Here is a 21,606-nt window from a genome sequence, read left to right on the forward strand (position 1 = left end):
TATACACCTATGATAGTTTACTCGTTTCCATCAAAAAGTTCAATCTATGTAAACTCAATCTTCAATGCTTCCATTAAACTAATTACACCTACAATTTCAATAGTTGTGTGTGATTGTAATTTTGCTGATACATTATACTTTGGCACAAAAATGCGTTTAAATCCTCTAGTAGCAGCCTCTTTGACACGAGCTTCAATATTATTAATTCGTCTAATCTCACCAGTAAGTCCTACCTCACCAACGAAACAATCAGTAACTGCTATTTCTTTATTCTTATAACTAGAAGCTACTGCCATACAAATAGCTAAATCAATAGCTGGTTCATTAAGTTTAATTCCTCCTGTAGCTGTCAAGAAAGCATCTTGATTTTGCAACATCAAATTACCCCTTTTTTCTAAAACAGCTAGTAATAACGCCACTCGATTATAATCTAATCCAGATGTTGTTCTCTTAGCATAGCCAAAAGCGGTAGGCGTCACTAATGCCTGAATATCAGCTAAAATAGGTCTAGTGCCTTCAAGTGATACAACAATAGCAGAACCAGTAGAATTAGGTAATCTTTCATCTAAGAAAACAGCAGAAGGATTAGTTACCTCACTCAGTCCTTCCTCCTTCATCTCAAACATTCCTATTTCATTGGTAGCACCGAAACGATTTTTCACAGAACGCAGAATTCTATAAGAATGGTGCTTATCACCTTCAAAATATAACACTGTATCAACCATATGTTCTAAGATTTTAGGTCCAGCAATAGCACCTTCTTTGGTCACATGGCCAATAACAAAAACTGTTATCTTATCAATTTTAGCAATTTTAAGTAATTCCGCTGTCACTTCTCTAACTTGAGTAGCAGATCCTACCATCGAATCTTGCGATGGCTCATTCATTGTCTGAATTGAATCGATGACCAAAAATTCCGGCTTAAGATCAACTATCTGTTCGCGAATATTTTCCATATTAGTTTCAGAATATAAAAGTAATTCTGTATCACTAATATGTAGCCTTTCTGCACGCATTTTAATTTGACTTGCAGATTCCTCACCTGAAACATATAAAACCTTGTGAGCATTGGAAATACTCCCCATAATTTGTAGCATTAAAGTTGATTTGCCTATACCAGGATCACCACCAACAAGTACTAAAGATCCAGGAACTATTCCACCACCCAGCACACGATTTAATTCAGAAAATGGAGTAGTAATACGAATTTGCTTTTTAATATCTATCTCACTTAATTTTTTAGGCTCATTATTACCTATAGCAGTAATTAATCTACTAGCAGTAAGCCGATTGGAAGTAGTTTTGGCAACTTCCGTCTCTTTTTCCAATTGATTCCATGCACCGCAATTTGGACAACGGCCTAAATAAGAAGCTGATACATAATCGCAATTCTTACAACGATATTGAGTTTTTAATTTTGCCATTATTTTTCTCCACCAAAACCAGAAGAGCCAAAGCCACCTTGTCGTTTAACTAATAAATCTCCATCTTCATCCGCCTTCAAAAATGGCATAAAAATTCCTTGTCCAATTCGATCACCTTTTTTTATTTTAAAAGGCCGAACACCATAATTAATAAATTGAAAGAAAATTTCCCCTTCATTATTGTCATTATTATAGTAATCGCTATCAACCACACCTATTCCATTTGGTAATGACAAATTACGTTTAAATGTATTCGAAGATCGATTAGCTAAAATTAAAACTTCATCATACCCCATATAACTCTTAATACCTGTAGGTACTAAAAATGGCTTGATAATTTTTTCAGCTTTTTCAAAGTCAAATTCATTAAGTATATGTTGATTTCTAATCAATCTAAAAATTCTAACAAAATTCAAACTCCAAATAGAGGGAATAGTCATATCAACAGCAGCTTCAAAATCGTAACCTGCACTGCCTTTAGTTTGCCTTTTTGGTAAGTTAATATTGGCATCCCTATATTTTGAAACAACTTCAAATCCACGTTTTTTCATTTGATCTCTCCTTAACTGCTCTTTGATACTTATTCTACATACTTATTACGCAAAAATCATTAATTTTAATCATACTGATTATTAGACTAAATATATTTTATGTTATAAAATGATTAATATATAATTATTATTTTTTGGAGGAAAAAAATGACAAAAGAAATTACTTCTGCGATTATTGACAACTTTGAAAAAGATTTTGCTTCACGCAAAGATTCACAAATTGCCGCTCGTGCTGTGCAACAAAATGGTATTTTTAAAGCAAGCCAAAATTTACAAACAAAAGTTAATTTAGATCCTACATTTTCAATTGAGATTGAAACAGGTAAAGTTGCTAATCAAAAAGCATCAGGTCGTTGCTGGATGTTTAGTGCATTAAATACTATGCGTCATCCATTACAAAAGAATTTCAAAATCAAAGATTTCGAATTATCTCAAAACTATACTAACTTCTGGGACAAATTTGAAAAAGCTAATTGGTTTTTCGAAAATGTCATTAGCACTGCAAATGACGACTTAGGTGATCGTAAAGTTTCATTCCTTTTCGGCACTCCTCAACAAGATGGTGGTCAATGGGATATGTTATGTGGAATAATTGAAAAATATGGTATTGTGCCTAAATATATTTATCCTGAAACTTTCAGTGCAACTGCTTCAAGTGCATTAAATGATACATTGAATACATTATTACGTAAACACGGTTTAGAATTACGTAAGTTAGTACAAAATGGCACAAGTTCCCAAGATGTACAAACTCGTAAAGATGAAATGCTTAAAGAAGTATATCGTGTATTAGCTATATCATTAGGTGTACCGCCAAAAACTTTTGATTTTGAATATAAAGATGACGACAATCAATATCACCGTGATGCAAATTTAACACCGAAAGAATTTTTCAAAAAATATGTAGGTTGGGATCTAAGTCAATATATTTCAACAATAAATGCACCTACTGCTGATAAGCCTTTCCACAAAGTATTTTCAGTAGAATATTTAGGTAATGTAGTCGATGGTCGTCAAGTACGTCATCTAAACTTACCAATAGATGAAATGAAAGATCTAATTATTAAGCAATTAAAATCAGGTGAAGTTGTTTGGTTCGGTTCTAATGTTGTCAAAAACTCTGAACGCCAAGAAGGGTTATTAGATACTGAATTATACAAACGTAATGAGTTATTTGATATTGATTTGAATTTATCTAAAGCCGATGCATTAAACTCTGGTGAATCATTAATGGATCACGCTATGGTAATTACTGGTGTGGATTTGGTAGATGGTAAACCAACCAAATGGAAAATTGAAAATTCATGGGGCGAAAAACCAGGCTTTAAAGGATACTTCGTTATGAGCGATGCATGGTTTGATTCATTCGTATATCAAGCAGTAGTTAATAAAAAACATTTATCAGCTGAACTTAAAGAAATCTTCGAAGATGGTTCCAAAGCACCAATTCAATTATTACCTTGGGATCCTATGGGAGCATTAGCAAAATTCTAATAAATCAAAAACAGTAGTAAATAAATTACTACTGTTTTTTTTACCAAATATATAAAAGACGTTTAGCATCAATATGATCTAAATTAAACTGATGAACATGAGATTGCTCATTAACTGGATAATCTTTCAAAAAGTCAGCGACATTATACAAACCTGTTGTATATATCCATGTTCCCTTAACTTTTTTGATAGGATCTAACATTTCATTTCTAATTGGTTTAGCAGAAATCAAAAAATGCTTATGATGAAATTTAAACACAAAAAATGGTAATTTGAATTGTTCAATAGCTTCTTGTTCAGTCTTTGCTAAATTAACAACATTTCGATAAGTACCATATTTTTCAGTAAATTTATCATTAAATGAAAAATAGAAATTAGAAATATGCACATGTGGAAAATCTTCTTCTGGCACTTCATTAGGAACACATATTACATGATTGAATGCATCTAAATTTTTTTCCTTCTGGCTTAATGCCCGTTCAATTCCTAATGGTGATATTTCAATAGCCCAATCTGGCACTGCTCGATGTTCAACATATTGATTATACATCCAAGTAATGATTTCTGGCCTTACCCAATCATATTGAGCTCGTACCTTATTTCTTTTCAACAAACCTTCTAAGGTATTATTATACATTAAATCAATAACGAACAAATCATATCGGTACTTATCTACCCACGGTTTAAAATGTTCTATCTTATCTGGAGTAATATGAGTACCATCGACAATAATAGTTTCGCCCCATTGCATCTTTCTCTCAACTAAGCTATCTAATATTTGTTCTTCTTCATCACTGACACTATGACGAATAACTTGGTGTAAAGTATCGGTCTCCTGATCATGATAAAAAGTTAAATTTGCTAACAAAAGCCTAATTGCATCACGAGAAATAGCATACGGTTGTAAATGATTACGAGAAATAAGAGATGATTTACCTGATCCAGGTGCTCCTCTTAATAAAAATATTTTACGCATGTTGTCTCCCAACTAACTAAAAATTAAATATACACTCGTTAAAAGTTTACCATAAAATGTAGTCTATCTTAAAATATTCTTATCAATAATTTTCAAATTAGCATCTAAGGTATAAATGATTGGTTCAGCATTCGCAACTTCTACCTTTACAATATCTTGATCATTTATATTTTCTATTTTTTTGATAAGTGCACGCAAACTGGATCCATGTGCAACAACCAACTGATCTTGACCTAGCAAAAGTTTAGAAGCTATATGATCATAATAATAAGGCATTAAACGATTCTGTGTTTGATGTAAGCTTTCACCTCGTGGAATATTTTTTAAATCACCTATTTGATAGCGACGATCGTTTGATGGAGTAGCTAAAAGCGGTGGTATACTTTCAAATCCCCTACGCCAACTCAAAACTTGTTTAGTGCCATAAACTCTTTTACTTATTTGTTTATTCATCCCTCTTAAAGCACCATAATGCCGTTCATTAAGACGCCATGTTTTATAAATGGGTAAATATAGGAAATTACAAATATCTGCTATTATATTGGCGGTAACGATTGCCCGCGACAAAACTGACGTATGTATAGCAGTCGGCAAAAAGTTATCTACCTTTTTTAATTTATAACCTGCTTGTTGAGCTTGCTTAATTCCTAATGGACTTAGAGCAACATCATCCCAACCAGTATATGTATTATTAGCATTGGCAATACTTTCACCATGTCGTACTAAAACCAACTTAACCAATTTAACGTTCACCTACAAATAGCAAAAATACGCCTAATAAAACAAAAATAATACCCAAAATTATAAAACCTATTATGCCCATCCTTCTTTTTTTAAAGCAACTTGATTTATCTTGTAAATCTTGTCTACGATTAAATGCATATGCTAAATCATATAAACCAACAATAATGACAATAATTGCAGTCCAAATACTAACCTTCATATCTATTTTTTCTTACACCTCTTACTCAAATCAATAATAGTTCTATCCAATGTTTTCTTTGAAATATGATATATATCTTTTGATTTTTGTACAGTAAATTTCTTGGTCTGGTTAACTAATTTTGTTGTTTTTTGTCTAATAAGAGGCCATTCTTTTTCTTGTATTTTTTTAGAAAGTGTAACTGTTTTATTCTTCAATAAAGCCAATTCCTTGGAAAAAATTTCTGAATCTAATTTCATATTTATACCTTCTTTGTAAAAAAACTAGTCCAAATTATTATTCGAAATCATATTATTATTTAAACCGCGATTACGTTCGGCTTGTAAAGTAATATGATTAATGCCAAGTGGTAATAATTCTTGACCCACTTTCACATAAATATTTTCTAGATCTTCAATCTTCATATCTGCAGAAACATTGATGTGAGCATCCATCATTATTAGTTTATCAGAATACTGCCACAAATGAACATGATGTACATGTTCTATTTCATTAATTTTCAATATTCGTTGCTTAACTTGTTCTAAGTCAATGCAAGGATTAGATTCCATTAAAATATTTGCTGCTTTATAAGTAATTTTCAAAGCTTCAATTAAAATAAAAATGGAAACCAGAATTGTTAACATTGGATCAATCCAACGCCAATTCCAAAATTTTATAATCAATGCTGCAATAACTACTACCACACTAGATAAAGCATCAGATAACATATGTACAAATGTTGATTTAATATTGATATTTTGTTTAGTATCATTGTGCACTGCAAACATTGATAAAATATTTGCCATTAATCCTATAATAGAAACTATTAACATCATATTTCCTTTTATAGGCTCAGGATTTTTCAAATTCAATAAAGCTTCTACAAACAAGACTATACAAATCGCTATCAAAGTAATTCCATTTGCAAATGCAGCTATTATTTCTGCACGGTCATAGCCAAAAGTTTTGGTATTACTTTTATTTTTACGACTTATTCGATGAGCTATAAATGACATTATAATAGCTCCTGTATCACTTAAATTATGCAAAGCATCAGAAAGTAAGGCTAATGAGCCACAAGCAATTCCACCTATTATCTCGGCAATAGTAATGATCAAATTCAATATGGTAATCCATATCAATTTAACTGATGTATAATCTTTTTTCATTGACAAACTCCTATTTATATATTAATTAAATCGCTATTATTTATATTATAATCAACAATTTCAAACTTACCTGACTGATTAAAAATTCCACGTGTCATGCTACCATTGGTAGGGAATTCGATATCACCTTTTCCTGAATACTGTGTCCAATATTTAATACCTAGACTTTTAATGAAGTCTCCGTGTGTGACTAACAAAACCCTATTTAATCCGTCTGATTCCTCTTTAATTTGATGAACCGCTCGCATAATTCGGTCATCTAACTCTTTTGCATTTTCAGCTAAATGACGTTCATCAGCTTTTTTGGTTGCATTTCTAAATTCTTTAATCCCCAAAGTGTCGATAATTTTACATACATTTGTTTCTGGCTTCATTCCACCAGCAATAGAAACCTGTCGCCACGTCTCATAAATATCATCGCCTTCAAAGCCTCCAAAAAAGACCTCTCGAAATGCAGGTAATTTTTTGATTTTTCCAATTTGAGAAACCATATTATAGTCTTTAATCAAATGTACAGTATCAATTGCACGTTTCAAATCAGAACTATACATTCTATCAAAGTGAATTTGCGACAAATTAGATGCAGTTACCCGTAAATCATTAATACCTTTAACAGTTAATGGAGAATCAGCCCATCCTTGCACCTTATTTAATTGATTAAACATCGTCTCTCCATGACGAATCAAATATATTTCAGTATACATATATGCTCCTTTCTTCAATATTTATTATGTTATATCAATGTTAACAAATTTTTGAAAGTTAAAAAACTATATTTTATACTTGTTTAACATATTACATATAATTTACCATAAGAGTACAATATTAGCATGATAGGAGTGATTATATGGTTAAAACTGCAGTGATTTTTGCAAATGGTTGTGAAGAAATTGAAGGTTTGTCGATTGTTGATATATTAAGAAGGTTGAACATTGAATGTGACATGATCGGACTAGATTCTTTAGATATCACTGGTGGTCATAATATCAGATTTAAATGTGACAAATTAATATCAAATGACTTATTAAATTATGATATGGTAGCTTTACCTGGAGGTATGGGAGGTACGCAATTACTAGCCTCTAATATTGATCTACAAAACATCATGAAAAAAAGATTTGCAAATAAAAAGTGGAATGCAGCAATGTGTGCAGCTCCTTTAGCTTTCAGCAAATTTGGTTTATTAAAGCAAGCAAATTATACCTGCTATCCTGGATTTGAAAAAAATATTTCCCGGGAAAACCCACAAGCTACTTTTGTTGATGATTTAACCGTCATAGACAATAAAAACAAGCTTATTACAAGCAGAGGTCCTGCCACTGCAATGTCCTTTGCATATGCTATTGCCCAAACTTTGCAATGCAAAACAGCAGAGATTGAATCAAATATGCTTTATACTTATTTATTGAAAAAAAGCAGAGATTAACCATCTCTGCCTTTTTTAATGATGTGATGATACTAAATTACAAAGTACGACACCAATAATTATTAATATTATTCCAATTAACTTAGGCAACGGAAAAGATTCATGCCATAACAAATATGAAACAATACCTGTAAAAATAATACCTACACCACACCATGTAGCATATGCCACACCTAATGCTATAGACTTTAATGATAGCGAAAACAAATAATAACACAAGCAATACGATATGATTGTTCCAAAAGAATACCACACATTAGTAAAATTATTTGATAATTTTAAAAAAGCTGTCGCAATTATTTCAAAAACAATTGCTAATATTAATTCAACATAACCCATATATTTTAACCTCTAATGCTTTTATTTTTTATATGATTTACTTTTTCTTTTTACGAATCCAAAAAGCAATCAAAGACACTAAAAACAATACTGCAGTACTTACAATTGTTATAGGCATTTTTTTATTTTTCTGTACATGTCTTTTAATTGACTTAACTTTACTAAATATAGATTTTGATTTTTTCTTTACTATATTGTTTTTATTTTTCTTAGTAATGTGAGATTTAACTATAGTACTTGCGTTGGCTTTTTTAGCTGGGACTTCTGGTACACTCGGAGTTTTTGGCTTCACTGGTGTTACTGAAACTTCTGGTTCACTCGGAGTTTTTGGCTTCACTGGTGTTACTGAAACTTCTGGTTCACTCGGAGTTTTGGGTTTCACTGGTTTCACTGAAACTTCTGGTACACTTGTGGTATTTGGCTTCACCGGTTTGACTGAAACTTCGGGCACACTTGTGGTATTTGGCTTCACCGGTTTGACTGAAACTTCGGGCACACTCGGAGTTTTGGGTTTTACTGGTGTTACTGAAACTTCTGGCTCACTCGGAGTTTTGGGTTTTACTGGTGTTACTGAAACTTCTGGCTCACTCGGAGTTTTGGGTTTTACTGGTGTTACTGAAACTTCTGGTTCACTCGGAGTTTTGGGTTTCACTGGTTTCACTGAAACTTCTGGTTCACTTGTGGTATTTGGCTTCACCGGTTTGACTGAAACTTCTGGCTCACTCGGAGTTTTGGGTTTCACTGGTGTTACTGGAGTTTCAGGTTCACTCGGAGTTTTGGGTTTCACTGAAACTTCTGGTACACTTGTGGTATTTGGCTTCACCGGTTTGACTGAAACTTCTGGTTCACTCGGAGTTTTTGGTTTCACTGGAACTTCTGGCTCACTCGTAATTTTTGGTTTCTCTGGTGTTACTGGAACTTCAGGTTTACTTGGTATCTTCGGTGTTTCTGGTTTTACTGTAACTTCTGGCACACTCGGCATCTTGGGCTTCTCTGGTGTTACTGGAACTTCTGGCACACTCGGCATCTTGGGCTTCTCTGGTGTTACTGGAACTTCAGGTTCACTTGGAGTTTTTGGCTTCACTGGTGTTACTGAAACTTCTGGTTCACTCGGAGTTTTTGGTTTCACTGAAACTTCTGGTACACTTGTGGTATTTGGCTTCACCGGTTTGACTGAAACTTCGGGCACACTTGGGGTCTTTGGTTTCACTGGTGTTACTGAAGCTTCTGGTTCACTCGGAGTTTTCGGTTTCACTGGTGTTACTGGAGTTTCAGGTACACTAGGAGTTTTTGGCTTCTCTGGTGTTACTGAAGTTTCTGGCACACTAGGAGTTTTTGGCTTCTCTGGTGTTACTGAAGCTTCCGGTTCACTTGGAGTTTTTGGCTTCTCTGGTGTTACTGAAGCTTCCGGTTCACTTGGAGTTTTTGGCTTCTCTGGTGTTACTGAAACTTCTGGTTCACTTGGAGTTTTTGGCTTCTCTGGTTTGACTGAAACTTCGGGCACACTTGGGGTCTTTGGTTTCACTGGTGTTACTGGAGTTTCAGGTTCACTCGGAGTTTTTGGCTTCACTGGTGTTACTGGTTTGACTGAAATCGATTTTTCATGGTTTTTATTAACGGCGTCACTAACAATTTTATTAACAATATCATCAGACACGGCAAGATCAATTTTGGCTAAATAATCAGCTTTTTCTTCATTCGTTAAATAATTCATAGAATTGATCTTTTGCTTAGCAGCACTTATAGACAAGATCAATTTATCTTTTTCTGCTTTAGCTTGTTTGTCTAAACTGGCATCAACATTTGTACTTAGTTTATCTAAACTTTTTATTGTACTATCTATTTCATTTAATCCTAAACCAAAATCTACCTTGTTTGAAATATCTCCTAATTGTTTTTGATAATTAACATCACATTCTTTCAACTTAACTATCTTATGGTTTATTTCTGATATCTTTTGATTAATATCTTTTATTTTTTCATCGTAATTTATTTTATTTTGTTTAAACTCTTTTTCTGATTGATCCTTAGATTTTAACAAACTAATTTCATTATTTATATATTTAAATAATTCACTTAATTCACCTAAAGTCATACCATCTAACTTAACATCATCAATCTTAATCTTTTTTATCTGAGCTTGATTATCTGGTTCCATTTTAGACAAATTATTATCATTTAATATACTCTTGATCTTATTTTTGAGAGTTACTAACTCCCGCTTAGCACTGGCATCCCTTTGATTATGCAACTTTTGAGCACTTTGTAATTGAGCCACAACGGTAGTAGAATCTGAAGCTTTTTCAATTGCTTTTAAATAATTTTGGATTTCTTTATATGATAAATGAGAATATGCCCTAATCTCATGTTCTGCCTTAACTTTTTGATCAATCAATTTTAAAATTTTATCTTTATTTGGAGATTGTTCAATTTCATTGATTTTGTTTAGAAGGTTTTCCAAAGTTAATTTTTCATCGCCTAAAGACGCCTTAATATCAGGAGTCAATGTATTAAGATAAATTAATTTTGAATTAATCTGATCTCGATCAGCAGGTGTTACTAAATTTGGTGATATCTTTAACGTAGGTAATAATGAATTATGTATTATTGTTACTTTATCTTTTAAATTAGCCTGCTTGGCTAAAATGCTAGATCTCTTCTTTTTTATGTCCAAAAGCAATTCACGTTGCTTAATTAAATCAGGTTCTTTTTTAGCTAGTTCTGATTCTTGTAAAATGTTATCTATGTCTGTTTTATAAATTGAATATGAATTATTCCTATCTTTTTTTAACTGCGTAATTAATTTATTAATATTATCATCAATCACAGTATGATAGTTTGCTTGAGTTGATTCTATCTTATCTTCTATGGCATCTAATTTAGCTCTTTCATCAGTTAGTAAAGCTAACGTAGCTGCGTTTTGTCTTCGCCATTGATCGTTTGCAGAAGCCAATAATTTCTTATCATCTATAGATATTTTGGAGATATCTTTATTAAGCAAAGTGCTAAATCTTTCTTTAAATTTATTAGCTTTAGCTATATTATCTTTTTGCAAATAAACTGTTCTGCTTAACTCTTCATATTTTTCTAGTAAGATTGCACTAGCTTGATAATATACATTTGTGGCTACTGTTCTTGTAGCTACAGATTTAGCGAAATTATATTCTTGTAACCAGGAATGTTTAATTTCATCCGATTCATTAACAAAACTATTTTTAAATTGTTGTAATTGGCTAAGTAAATTTTCTTTTGCTTTAATATTTTCAAAAGTTAAAATTTTGCTTTGCAATGCGTCTAAGTGCTCTTTTGATGCCTTAAGCCTTGCTTTATCAAAACTATTCAAAAAATTATATTGATAAAATGCATTATTGACCTGTTCTGTTACTTTATCCAAATTCTTTAATGTTATCTTATCGACAGACAAACTCAAAATTTCATTATTATTTTTCTTAAATTCAATATCATTTTGCATAGATACTGCATTTTTCTCTAAAAATTGTAACAAGTCATATAAATGCGTTTTTTCATTGTTTAAATCGCCTTGAATCTCACTAGATAAAGCTAATAGATTATAATAAGCTACAACAATATTATTATAATCATTCAAAGATACATTCTTTTCATTTAGTTCGAGTTCTGTCTTAAACTGTTGCTTAAATTCATTCGCTAGTTTCTTATCTTGAGCCCTTAGTAACTTTCTCTCTAAACCTAATATTATTTCGGAGTTATTCGTTTTAATTTGCGAATATTCAGGTTTTTCTTTCAATTGTTTAAGAGCACTTGTAATAATATTGATATCTTTATCAGTAACATCAGTTATACTCTTTGTCAAAATTTGCTGATTATTCTTATTAAACGTTTCTAATAATTTACTATCATTTTGTTTTTGATATATAGTATTTTTGATAATAATTTCGTCACGAAGAAGATCGTACCTTTTTTTAGCCTTATTTAATTCTTGAATATAATTAATATTTTTTGTATCTAATTTATTAATATCAGTTTTTAGTAAATTAAGGTCACCAAGACATAATTTGGCTTGATCTAATTGAGATAAAGATTCAATATTATTCTTAAAATTTTTCAAATCTTCAACTAACTCAGAATTAAATTGCTGTTTTGCTTTTTGTTGCTTTTCTTGATAAGCGGCAACAGCTTCTTCATGAGGAATTTCAAAAGCAAATTTGGTAGCGGCTGCATAAGAACCTGTTCCCTTAGCAGATATAATCTTTAATTTGAAATACTTTGTTTTTGTACCATCAGGTAGTTCAACAACCTTAGGAGATTTGTAATTAGGTGAGCTATAAGTAAATTCACCCGCCTTAACTTTGGTAAATTGTTTTCCATCGTTACTAATGTAGATCTCATACTTCAAAATATTTCCATTTTCACCATTATCCAACCTAGGTGTATAATAAAATTTTTTAAGAGTATATTCTTTATTAAATCCAATAGTTATATATCTATTACTATCTCCAGCCCATTTAGTATGCCAAAAATTATTAGCTGTACCAGTTCCATTAATTGTATTTACAGCAGCTTGATTAGTATCATTTTGTTGTGACGAATATTGAACAACTTTCATATTACCCAGCATTATGTCATCTGCAATTTGATTATCATTCGTAAATTCCAATTTTTTAACATCACTAGCAAAACTCTTATTGGCTGCTTTTTCACGCACTAACACAGTGCATTTACCACTCAAATCAGGAACCACATTACCATCAATCCAGTTTTGACCATTATCTAAAGAATATTCCATATTGTGATTTAATCCAACAATAATATTTTCTTGATCATCAGCCCGTACAAAACTAGGTAACACCTGTTTAGCTAACTTAATTTGAATTGCCTTTTTCATTCCTTTAAGTCGAAGTAATATTCCATATTTTGTATTTAATTGTGCTATTTCACTTGATGTTAATGATGGCGAATTTGTAATTGAACTATGCCAAGTAATACCTCCATCAAAAGAATATTCTGTATCTGGATGTACATTTTTCAAATTATATCTATTCTTACCACTAAAAGAAAAATCACCCAATACACTATTATATGAGTTATATTCCTTTTGATATTCATCCTCTTTCATAACATCACGTGCAATTGAATTAGTAACCGAATCTACTTGTTGAATATAATTAATAGCAAAATCAGTCAATAAATATCTATCTTGTGCAAATCCCTTCTTTAATGGACTCAAAAGATCAAACATTACTTTAGGATAATTTTTAAATGTACTTAATATCTTTTTTGACAATTCATAATAGTCCTTGGCCGTTGCGGAACGATTATCTTTTAATTCATTAATTTGATCACGATAAACAGGCACAAAACACGGAACCAGGGTAATAATTTTTTCAGCCAATGAGTTTTTAAGTAAACCAGGCTGTACATTTTTATAAAATTCATAATACTTCAAAGCTTGTTGATAATTATCCTTATCTTTTAAAATATCACTAGCTAAAATATTATAAGTCGTATTATAACCACTAGATCCACCCGCTAAAAGAGTTGCTGTACCTCCCTGTGATCTACCCCATGAATAAATTTCATTCCTACGCGTCCAGCTACCATCATCCCTCATATACGTAACTGCAGCGTGTCCAGGCTGACCAATAACATTAGCAGGTACACCAAAAGATTTTAACACCACAACATCAAACTTTGAGACAGATCCACAAACTCCACCTAGTTCAACAACTTTTTCCAACGTAGGATTATCACCATAAAAGCCGCCCTTTTGCACATCATCTCCATATTTATTAAAAGGATTATATGCTATATATTTATAAGTTGCATTAGATAATTCATCATTATTAAACAACAACTGGGGATTTTCACGTTTAATCTTATCTCTAATCCAAATAATATCTTCATCAGAAATTTCCGCATTGACTACATGTCGCAATAATTCAACAGATAAAGTTTTAAAAATCGGTCTCAAAGCACCGGGAGTATTATTTAGTGTACTATAAATATCATATCTTTTAATTGGATCACTTTTTAAATTGGAATTAGCCCAAAAATTTATATTGCCATTAGCATATTCAAGTGCCACAGCCATGGCAATTTTTTGCTTTTCAGAATCGCTTTTTAGGTCTGGATCATGATCCAATAATTCTTTAAACACTTTCAAAAAGCCAATCTGATTGCCGCCTCTTGGTAAAGAAGCTGTATTATAGCTGTGCAATAATGACAAATTATTAAAAAGCCAATTCAAATACTTAATATTGGATTTATCCGTCATCATATACGAAAATAATCGAGCTTTACCCATACGTTTTAAAAAATAATATTGTTCAAAATTAAGGTTATAGGGTGCATCATTGATTTTGTTATATGAAAAACCGGGATTTTCATTGGCAAGGTCTGGTATTTTTTTATCTTTTAAATCTAAGAAATAAAACTTAGGATCTGCGAGAATAGAGTGATCTGAGCCATTATATCCTAATGAATCAACAATTATCTTTAATTGTTTTTTACCGGCGATATTCATCAGAATATGTTGGGTATTATTACGGTTCACTTTTCCACTAGCATAATATAATTCATCATCTAAATAGATTCTAAATTCAACCTCACCAGTTTTGGTATCATCAATTCCTAAATAAGTTTCAAAAATATTAGATTTTATCTTAGATAAATCATAGATCAAACATGCATCTGCATGAGCTGTTATTCCCTTAGCAAATTCATGTTCCTGGCCATTAATTTTTAACTTTATTTTTTTGCCATCAAGGGTTTGATCTACCTTATAACTACCCCAACCAACTTTAGGAGCTTGTACAAAAGGAATATCTTCCAGATATTGATCCACTTTTATTGGTTGATCAAATTTTGGATTTTCCACAGATGCATAAACATGCACCTGGGCATTATTATAATATATTCCACCAGCTAATAAGGAAGCTAAATAAATTGTGGATGTTAACTTTGTATTATGGCATTTTTTCATAGATAAACCTCTCCTACTTCTATCCCCAAGGGTACCACGTCTTGATTTGTCCATGCTAACATATTTTGATACATATTTGAAATAATAAGGCTATAAAAAAAGCATTTGCAAACGCAAACGCTTTTCTTCATACATATATCCAATATTAACGCTTAGAGAATTGGGAAGCTTTTCTGGCTTTCTTCAAACCAGGCTTCTTTCTTTCCTTCATTCTTGGATCACGGGTCAATAACCCAGCTTTTTTCAAGCTACCACGAAAATCAGGATCAACTTCTAAAAGTGCTCTAGCAATTCCATGGCGAATTGCACCTGCTTGACCAGAGAAACCACCACCATTAACATTAACAATAACGTCATATTGACCTTCTGTTTCAGTTAATGCTAAAGGTTGCTTCAAATCTTTAACCAAGTTTGGATATGGAATATATTCCGTAACGTTTTCCTTGTTAACAGTAATCTTACCATTACCAGGTACCAAACGAACGCGAGCAACCGAATTCTTACGACGACCAGTGCCGGCATATGCTGCTTGTTGTGCCATTTATCAAAACCTCCTAGATTAATTTATTAATGTCCAATGTTTCAGGCTTTTGTGCTGCATGCTTGTGATCTTCACCAGCATATACATGCATCTTTAAAAATTCTTGATGTCCAAGAGTATTTTTAGGTAACATGCCTTTAACAGATAACTCAACTAATCTTACAGGATTGTTAGCAAGCAACTCACCTGCTGCTGTTGCTCTCAAACCACCACGATAATCTGAATGGTGGTAGTAAATCTTATCAGTTGACTTTCTACCAGTCAACTTCAACTTAGCTGCGTTGATGATAATTACATTATCACCAGTATCTACATTAGGTGTGTATTGAGGCTTATTTTTACCTCTCAAAATCGTTGCTACTGCAGCAGATAAACGACCAAGTGCAACATCAGTTGCATCAATAACATACCACTTACGTTTAATATCACTAGTTTTTGCTAATGGGGTAGTACGCAATTTTAATTCCTCCGTTTTCTTGTGTTTGACATACAATAAGTTTCCGGGGCCTATCGTGGACAAACATACAATTAATAATTTACGTCCTTTTTGTGCAAATGTCAATCTCTTTTAGCAATAAGATTATACTTTTTAGGTAAATCATCATAAAAAACATGATATAGATACAATCCGCTGGCTGGTGCAGTATTTCGAGCTTTTTGTCGATCCTTAGCTAAAATTATTTTTTCTACATCTTCAACATCTTTTTGACCATGACCAATATCAATTAGCAATCCGGTAATAATTCTTACCATATTGTATAAAAAACCATCACCAATGACATCTAAAACTATTTCATCACCATTTTGCTCTAGATTAATATAAAAAATAGTTCTTACTTTATCAACTATTTGACCACCACTTGCAGCGAAGCTTGTAAAATCATGCTTTCCTAATAAATATGTTGCGGCTTTTTTCATTTTTAGCATATCTAATTTATAAGGGCAATGTCCTGTATAATTACGTCTAAAAGGGTCCGTAAATCTACTTTGATTAATAATATACCTATACCATTTGGCTTTAGTCGAATATTGCACATGAAAATCATCATTAACCAGTTCAGAATCTAAGAAAATAATATCTCGTGGCATTAAAGCATTTAAAGCCAGAAGCATATTTTTAGCTGGGATTACATTACCTGGATAATCAAAATGTATCACCTGCCCTTTGGCATGAACACCAGCGTCTGTCCGACCAGAACCATGTACTATCACATGCTTTCCCTTGGTCATTTTTAATAATGCATCTTCAATAACGCCTTGTATCGTACGTTGATTTGGCTGTTTTTGAAATCCGTGAAATAAGGTGCCATCATAAGCCAAAATTAATTTATATCTCTGCATCTAATATCTTCTCAAAAGCAATAATAATCCAATTAATATTGCTAAACTTCCTAAATTTAATATATCTATAATATGCCATGCAAGTTGTCTATATCTACTTCTTGGCATTCCATCTCTATATCCCCTTGCTTCCATAGCCACAGCTAAATCTAAAGCAATGCTTAGTGATCTTATGAATAAGGGAACTAATATGGGAACAATCTTTTTAATTTTCTCAATAAATTTTCCTGTACTAATATCTGATCCCCTTGCTTTTTGAGCATTGATAATTTTAGTTGCTTCATCCATTAACGTAGGAACAAACCTTAATGCAATAGACAAAACTAGAGCTATTTCACCAACTGGCACTTTTAAATACTTAAGAGGATGTATTAACCATTCAATTGCATCTGCAATTTGTAATGACGTCGTAGTTAAAGTAAACACTGTGGACACAACAATTATAGTAATTAATCTAATACACATATATATTGACGAAATAATGCCATAATCAGTCACTTTTAAAAATCCAACATGCCACAAAACCTTACCTGATCCTGTAAATAGCAGTTGCATTATAACAGTAAATAATATTAGCCAGATTAATGGTCTGATGCCTCGCCAAAAAATTTTGAAACTAATCTTAGTCATACATACAGCTAACAATGCAAAAACAAAAAGTACCGCATATGTTGACCAATTATTAGCCAAAAAAATTATCATAACAAATAAAAATGAAGTAATTAATTTACCACGTGGATCCATTTTATGAATTAACGAAGTACCTGGAATATATCTACCTATTAGAATATTATTCAATTATTTTACTCCTATCTGTTGTAAAATCTCACCTAATAAATTAGACAAATCATTTGTTTTTGTGACTTTAAATCCCACTTTTTCCAAATCATCAATAAATTTTAAGATGCTAGGTCTAACTAATTTATGTTTGTCTAACCAATTTTTATCCTCAAATATTTTTCTAGGACTACCTTGTTTAATAATTGTGCCATTTTCCATGACAATAATATTATCTGAATAATGATATACCTCATCCATGTTATGACTAACTAAAATTACAGTATGACCATCTTGCTGATACTTTTTGAATAATTGCATTATTAATTTTCTACCTTGTGGATCTAAACTAGACACTGGCTCATCTAAACATAAAATATCTGGTTCAAAAGCTAACACACCTGCTATAGCAACTCGTTTCATTTGCCCTCCTGAGAGATCAAATGGCGATTTATCAAATAATTCTGAACCAATACCAACAAACCGCAGCCATTTTTTAGCTAACTGTTTTGCTTTATCAACACTAATTCCAAAATTAATTGGCCCAAACATTACATCTTTTAGTACAGTATCTGCAAATAGTTGATTTTCCGAAAATTGAAAAACTAATCCTATATGCTTTCTAAGAATAAACAACTTTTTTTCATCAGAATTAACATTAATAACCATATTTTTTAAGGATATCGTTCCCGTGGTTATTTTAATCAGACCATCTAATGCTTGTAATAAGGTTGTTTTGCCACTACCAGTATGACCTATTACTGAATTGAATGTATTTTTTTCAATAACAGTATTAATATCATTCAATCCCAGAGACGAAAAGGCAGTTTCTCTTCCATAAGTATATCCTACTTTTTCAAACTTAATTGCCATAAATAATTTACCAACTCCTTTTGACCTATGATTTCTTCTGGAATATTGACACCCATTTGCGAAAGTTGACTTTTAATTTTAAAAACAAAAGGTAAATCTAATCCTGATTTTTCTAATAATTGTATGTCATTAAATATTTTTCTAGGATGATCATACCTTAAAACTTTTCCTGCTTTTAAAATTAATAACTTATCTGAATATATGGCTTCTTCCAAATCATGTGTAATAGAAATAACAGTATAATTATTTTGCTTTTGTAATTTTTTTATTAATTTTAATATTATATTTTTACCATCGGGATCCAACATACTTGTTGCTTCATCTAATATTATTATTTTAGGTTTAATGGCTAGCACACCTGCTATAGCAACTCTTTGCTTTTGACCGCCTGATAACATATTTGGTGCTTTGTCTGCAAACTTTAACATATCAACTTGTTTCAGTGAATCAGTTACAATGTCTATCATTTGATTTCTGTCTATGTTTCTATTTTCTAAGCCAAAAGCAACATCATCTGCCACTGTAGCACCTACAAATTGATTTTCTGGATCTTGAAAAACAATACCTATTTTATTTCGAATATCATATAAAGTATTATCTGATAATTTAATACCATCTATAATAATATGACTATCTTTATCAGATTTTGGCACTAATAAACCATCTAAGATTTTAGTTAAAGTTGACTTACCACTACCATTAGGACCTACTACTGACACCCACATTCCTGAATCTACAGTAAATGAAACATGATCTAGTGCAAGCTGGGAACTATCATAATACTGATATGATATATTATTAACATCTACAATTTTATATCCCATTTTGCTTAACAGCTCCTCCTCAATAAAAAAACATATACTGAAACTATTTTACCAAAAAAAAGGCAAAAAAAAATCATCCACGAAGAGGGATGTCGATAAACATCTAAGCTAGACTAGGCATAAGCCACCATCATCACACTTATTCTCGCTTTCGTGAAAGATTTATATCATGATATATTTATATTTAAACTAATTCAATAATTACCATTGGTGCAGCGTCACCTTTACGAGGCATTGCTAATTTATACATTCTAGTATATCCACCATTACGGTCTTTGTAACGAGGTGCTACATCACTGAACAATTTCTGTAATGCAGTTTTAACAACTAATCCATCTTTTTCTTCATGAATATCTGCAATCTCATTACGTACATATGCGGCAGCTTGTCTTCTAGCACTCAAGTCTCCACGCTTACCTAATGTAATCATTTTTTCAACTGTCTTACGGATCTCTTTACCGCGAGTTTCAGTAGTCTCAATACGTTCATTCATAATCAACTGAGTAGTCAATGCTCTAAGCATTGCTTTTCTATGAGCACTATCACAGCCTAATTTACGGTATGACATGAATTTCCCTCCTTAATACACAACCTAATCTTCCTTACTAAAGGAAAGACCAAGTTCGGTAAGTTTATTCTTTACTTCTTCTAATGATTTACGTCCTAAGTTACGTACACGCATCATATCTGCTTCAGATTTATTATTCAATTCTTGAACGGTATTAATTCCCGCACGCTTTAAACAATTATAGGATCTTACAGAAAGATCTAATTCTTCAATGGTCATCTCAAGCTTTTTCTCGTTAGATTTGTCTTCTTTTTCAATCATAACATTAGCAAATTGATCACTCATATCTGCAGACATAAATACTTTAAAGTGTTCTTCAAGAATCTTTGCGGCAAAACTAAGGGCATCATTAGGTGTGATTGAACCATCCGTCCACAATTCTAAAGTGAGTTTGTCATAATCATCTCTCTTACCCACACGTGCATTTTCAACTTGATAATTAACTTTTTTAATAGGTGAAAAAAGCGAATCAACTGGAATTACACCAATAGGCATATCATCAGATTTATTTTCACTTGCCGGAATATAACCACGACCATTTTTAATTGCGATGCTCATATGCAAATGACCACCTTCAGCAATAGTACAAATATACTGATCAGGGTTTAATATTTCAACATCAGCATCGACTTTAAGATCTGCAGCTGTAACAACTGCTGGTCCTTCAACATCAATTTCAACCATTTTTTCTTCATCAACTAAGAGCTTTAATTCCAATTTCTTTAAATTAAGAATTATTTTGGTTACATCTTCTCTTACGCCTGGAATTGTTGAAAATTCATGTAAAACACCATCAATCATAATGTAAGAAAGTGCCGTACCTGAAATTGAAGTTAATAAGACACGACGGAGTGAGTTACCTAAAGTAGTCCCAAAACCGCGTTCTAAAGGTTCGACAACAAACTTACCATATGATTCTTCTTGATCTATAACGGTTATATTTGGTTTTTCAAATTCAATCATTACTGGGCCCCTTTCAAAACGGAATGTCCTGCACGCAGGATAATATTAGACACGACGACGTTTTGGTGGTCTAGAACCGTTATGCGGAACCGGAGTCACATCACGAATAGCAGTAATTTCAAGACCAGTAGCTTGAAGTGCTCTAATAGCAGCTTCACGTCCAGCACCAGGACCTTTAACAGAAACTTCAACATGTTTCATACCTTGGTCCATAGCAGTCTTAGTAGCAGCTTCTGCAGCCATTTGTGCAGCAAATGGAGTAGATTTACGACTACCCTTAAAGCCTAATGCACCAGCTGAAGACCATGCAACTGCATTTCCTTGTACGTCAGTAATCATTACCAACGTGTTATTAAACGTTGAATGAATATGAGCTACGCCGCTTTCGACATGTTTCTTTACACGGCGCTTACGTGCTGTTTTCTTTGCAGCCATTAACTTAACCTCCTATTAT

General features: G+C 32.2%; 21 protein-coding genes. 2 read left to right on the plus strand and 19 right to left on the minus strand.

The window, feature by feature from the left end; translation table 11 throughout:
- Nucleotides 1-44: 44 nt before the first annotated feature.
- Complete coding sequence (gene radA / locus G6Z82_RS05690) at nt 45-1,424, minus strand: DNA repair protein RadA (protein ID WP_006733667.1); 1,380 nt, start codon at nt 1,422-1,424, stop codon at nt 45-47.
- Nucleotides 1,424-1,975 carry a dCTP deaminase/dUTPase family protein gene (locus tag G6Z82_RS05695; RefSeq protein WP_164785924.1) on the minus strand — a complete coding sequence of 184 codons (552 nt, stop codon included), beginning with the start codon at nt 1,973-1,975 and terminating at the stop codon, nt 1,424-1,426. The genes radA and G6Z82_RS05695 overlap by 1 nt, the downstream gene beginning before the upstream one ends.
- Before the next feature lie 147 nt (nt 1,976-2,122).
- On the opposite strand from G6Z82_RS05695, the gene G6Z82_RS05700 reads away from it, so the two are divergent.
- Nucleotides 2,123-3,469 carry a C1 family peptidase gene (locus tag G6Z82_RS05700; protein ID WP_006729452.1) on the plus strand — a complete coding sequence of 449 codons (1,347 nt, stop codon included), beginning with the start codon at nt 2,123-2,125 and terminating at the stop codon, nt 3,467-3,469.
- A gap of 40 nt (nt 3,470-3,509) precedes the next feature.
- Here G6Z82_RS05700 and G6Z82_RS05705 read toward each other — a convergent pair whose 3' ends face one another.
- The 6 genes from G6Z82_RS05705 to G6Z82_RS05730 form a co-directional block, all read right to left on the minus strand.
- Entirely contained in the window at nt 3,510-4,445 is a 936-nt protein-coding gene (locus G6Z82_RS05705; RefSeq protein ID WP_006729451.1) for an AAA family ATPase, read from the minus strand.
- A gap of 63 nt (nt 4,446-4,508) precedes the next feature.
- Nucleotides 4,509-5,186 carry a 2,3-bisphosphoglycerate-dependent phosphoglycerate mutase gene (locus G6Z82_RS05710; protein WP_006734768.1) on the minus strand — a complete coding sequence of 226 codons (678 nt, stop codon included), beginning with the start codon at nt 5,184-5,186 and terminating at the stop codon, nt 4,509-4,511.
- Nucleotide 5,187: 1 nt separating this feature from the next.
- Entirely contained in the window at nt 5,188-5,388 is a 201-nt protein-coding gene (locus tag G6Z82_RS05715; protein ID WP_006729449.1) for a hypothetical protein, read from the minus strand.
- Nucleotides 5,389-5,390: 2 nt separating this feature from the next.
- On the minus strand, nt 5,391-5,627 hold the full coding sequence (locus tag G6Z82_RS05720; protein ID WP_006729448.1) for a hypothetical protein: 237 nt from the start codon (nt 5,625-5,627) through the stop codon (nt 5,391-5,393).
- A gap of 24 nt (nt 5,628-5,651) precedes the next feature.
- Nucleotides 5,652-6,539 carry a cation diffusion facilitator family transporter gene (locus G6Z82_RS05725; RefSeq protein WP_164785926.1) on the minus strand — a complete coding sequence of 296 codons (888 nt, stop codon included), beginning with the start codon at nt 6,537-6,539 and terminating at the stop codon, nt 5,652-5,654.
- A 14-nt stretch (nt 6,540-6,553) separates the two neighbouring features.
- Nucleotides 6,554-7,243, minus strand: coding sequence for a histidine phosphatase family protein (locus tag G6Z82_RS05730; RefSeq protein WP_006729446.1), 690 nt, complete (start codon nt 7,241-7,243; stop codon nt 6,554-6,556).
- Nucleotides 7,244-7,386: 143 nt separating this feature from the next.
- Here G6Z82_RS05730 and G6Z82_RS05735 point away from each other — a divergent pair, with 143 nt between their 5' ends.
- The gene (locus tag G6Z82_RS05735; RefSeq protein WP_006730584.1) at nt 7,387-7,965 is read left to right on the plus strand and encodes a DJ-1 family glyoxalase III; all 579 of its coding nucleotides are present in this window, start codon (nt 7,387-7,389) and stop codon (nt 7,963-7,965) included.
- A gap of 15 nt (nt 7,966-7,980) precedes the next feature.
- Here G6Z82_RS05735 and G6Z82_RS05740 read toward each other — a convergent pair whose 3' ends face one another.
- From G6Z82_RS05740 to rpsK, 11 genes are all read right to left on the minus strand, one after another.
- A complete protein-coding gene (locus G6Z82_RS05740; protein ID WP_006730568.1) occupies nt 7,981-8,304 on the minus strand; it encodes a DMT family transporter in 324 nt (107 codons plus the stop codon).
- Between the two features lie 37 nt (nt 8,305-8,341).
- The gene (locus G6Z82_RS06680) at nt 8,342-15,265 is read right to left on the minus strand and encodes an NPCBM/NEW2 domain-containing protein (RefSeq protein ID WP_164785928.1); all 6,924 of its coding nucleotides are present in this window, start codon (nt 15,263-15,265) and stop codon (nt 8,342-8,344) included.
- A gap of 145 nt (nt 15,266-15,410) precedes the next feature.
- A complete protein-coding gene (gene rpsI, locus G6Z82_RS05750; RefSeq protein ID WP_164785930.1) occupies nt 15,411-15,806 on the minus strand; it encodes a 30S ribosomal protein S9 in 396 nt (131 codons plus the stop codon).
- Nucleotides 15,807-15,819: 13 nt separating this feature from the next.
- On the minus strand, nt 15,820-16,263 hold the full coding sequence (rplM, locus tag G6Z82_RS05755) for a 50S ribosomal protein L13 (protein ID WP_006730488.1): 444 nt from the start codon (nt 16,261-16,263) through the stop codon (nt 15,820-15,822).
- A gap of 101 nt (nt 16,264-16,364) precedes the next feature.
- Complete coding sequence (gene truA / locus G6Z82_RS05760; protein ID WP_006729440.1) at nt 16,365-17,147, minus strand: tRNA pseudouridine(38-40) synthase TruA; 783 nt, start codon at nt 17,145-17,147, stop codon at nt 16,365-16,367.
- Nucleotides 17,148-17,945 carry an energy-coupling factor transporter transmembrane component T family protein gene (locus tag G6Z82_RS05765; protein ID WP_006730506.1) on the minus strand — a complete coding sequence of 266 codons (798 nt, stop codon included), beginning with the start codon at nt 17,943-17,945 and terminating at the stop codon, nt 17,148-17,150.
- A complete protein-coding gene (locus G6Z82_RS05770; protein WP_164785932.1) occupies nt 17,946-18,797 on the minus strand; it encodes an energy-coupling factor transporter ATPase in 852 nt (283 codons plus the stop codon). It abuts the gene before it with no gap.
- Complete coding sequence (locus G6Z82_RS05775; RefSeq protein ID WP_006732542.1) at nt 18,773-19,621, minus strand: energy-coupling factor transporter ATPase; 849 nt, start codon at nt 19,619-19,621, stop codon at nt 18,773-18,775. Before G6Z82_RS05775 ends, G6Z82_RS05770 begins: the two co-directional genes overlap by 25 nt.
- A 184-nt stretch (nt 19,622-19,805) precedes the next feature.
- A complete protein-coding gene (gene rplQ, locus G6Z82_RS05780) occupies nt 19,806-20,189 on the minus strand; it encodes a 50S ribosomal protein L17 (RefSeq protein ID WP_006729436.1) in 384 nt (127 codons plus the stop codon).
- Nucleotides 20,190-20,213: 24 nt separating this feature from the next.
- On the minus strand, nt 20,214-21,152 hold the full coding sequence (locus tag G6Z82_RS05785; protein ID WP_006729435.1) for a DNA-directed RNA polymerase subunit alpha: 939 nt from the start codon (nt 21,150-21,152) through the stop codon (nt 20,214-20,216).
- Nucleotides 21,153-21,197: 45 nt separating this feature from the next.
- On the minus strand, nt 21,198-21,587 hold the full coding sequence (rpsK, locus tag G6Z82_RS05790; RefSeq protein WP_006729434.1) for a 30S ribosomal protein S11: 390 nt from the start codon (nt 21,585-21,587) through the stop codon (nt 21,198-21,200).
- Between the last annotated feature and the right edge of the window lie 19 nt (nt 21,588-21,606).

Origin of the sequence: Lactobacillus iners, assembly GCF_011058775.1 — a bacterium.
GTDB classification, from domain to species: domain Bacteria; phylum Bacillota; class Bacilli; order Lactobacillales; family Lactobacillaceae; genus Lactobacillus; species Lactobacillus iners.

What these genes read in the sequence shown, in the direction of transcription:
- radA (WP_006733667.1), bottom strand. Translation starts at nt 1,424, where the DNA reads ATGGCAAAATTAAAAACTCAATATCGTTGTAAGAATTGCGATTATGTA.
- G6Z82_RS05695 (WP_164785924.1), bottom strand. Translation starts at nt 1,975, where the DNA reads ATGAAAAAACGTGGATTTGAAGTTGTTTCAAAATATAGGGATGCCAAT.
- G6Z82_RS05700 (WP_006729452.1), top strand. Translation starts at nt 2,123, where the DNA reads ATGACAAAAGAAATTACTTCTGCGATTATTGACAACTTTGAAAAAGAT.
- G6Z82_RS05705 (WP_006729451.1), bottom strand. Translation starts at nt 4,445, where the DNA reads ATGCGTAAAATATTTTTATTAAGAGGAGCACCTGGATCAGGTAAATCA.
- G6Z82_RS05715 (WP_006729449.1), bottom strand. Translation starts at nt 5,388, where the DNA reads ATGAAGGTTAGTATTTGGACTGCAATTATTGTCATTATTGTTGGTTTA.
- G6Z82_RS05720 (WP_006729448.1), bottom strand. Translation starts at nt 5,627, where the DNA reads ATGAAATTAGATTCAGAAATTTTTTCCAAGGAATTGGCTTTATTGAAG.
- G6Z82_RS05725 (WP_164785926.1), bottom strand. Translation starts at nt 6,539, where the DNA reads ATGAAAAAAGATTATACATCAGTTAAATTGATATGGATTACCATATTG.
- G6Z82_RS05730 (WP_006729446.1), bottom strand. Translation starts at nt 7,243, where the DNA reads ATGTATACTGAAATATATTTGATTCGTCATGGAGAGACGATGTTTAAT.
- G6Z82_RS05735 (WP_006730584.1), top strand. Translation starts at nt 7,387, where the DNA reads ATGGTTAAAACTGCAGTGATTTTTGCAAATGGTTGTGAAGAAATTGAA.
- G6Z82_RS05740 (WP_006730568.1), bottom strand. Translation starts at nt 8,304, where the DNA reads ATGGGTTATGTTGAATTAATATTAGCAATTGTTTTTGAAATAATTGCG.
- G6Z82_RS06680 (WP_164785928.1), bottom strand. Translation starts at nt 15,265, where the DNA reads ATGAAAAAATGCCATAATACAAAGTTAACATCCACAATTTATTTAGCT.
- rpsI (WP_164785930.1), bottom strand. Translation starts at nt 15,806, where the DNA reads ATGGCACAACAAGCAGCATATGCCGGCACTGGTCGTCGTAAGAATTCG.
- truA (WP_006729440.1), bottom strand. Translation starts at nt 17,147, where the DNA reads ATGCAGAGATATAAATTAATTTTGGCTTATGATGGCACCTTATTTCAC.
- G6Z82_RS05770 (WP_164785932.1), bottom strand. Translation starts at nt 18,797, where the DNA reads ATGGCAATTAAGTTTGAAAAAGTAGGATATACTTATGGAAGAGAAACT.
- G6Z82_RS05775 (WP_006732542.1), bottom strand. Translation starts at nt 19,621, where the DNA reads ATGGGATATAAAATTGTAGATGTTAATAATATATCATATCAGTATTAT.
- rplQ (WP_006729436.1), bottom strand. Translation starts at nt 20,189, where the DNA reads ATGTCATACCGTAAATTAGGCTGTGATAGTGCTCATAGAAAAGCAATG.
- G6Z82_RS05785 (WP_006729435.1), bottom strand. Translation starts at nt 21,152, where the DNA reads ATGATTGAATTTGAAAAACCAAATATAACCGTTATAGATCAAGAAGAA.
- rpsK (WP_006729434.1), bottom strand. Translation starts at nt 21,587, where the DNA reads ATGGCTGCAAAGAAAACAGCACGTAAGCGCCGTGTAAAGAAACATGTC.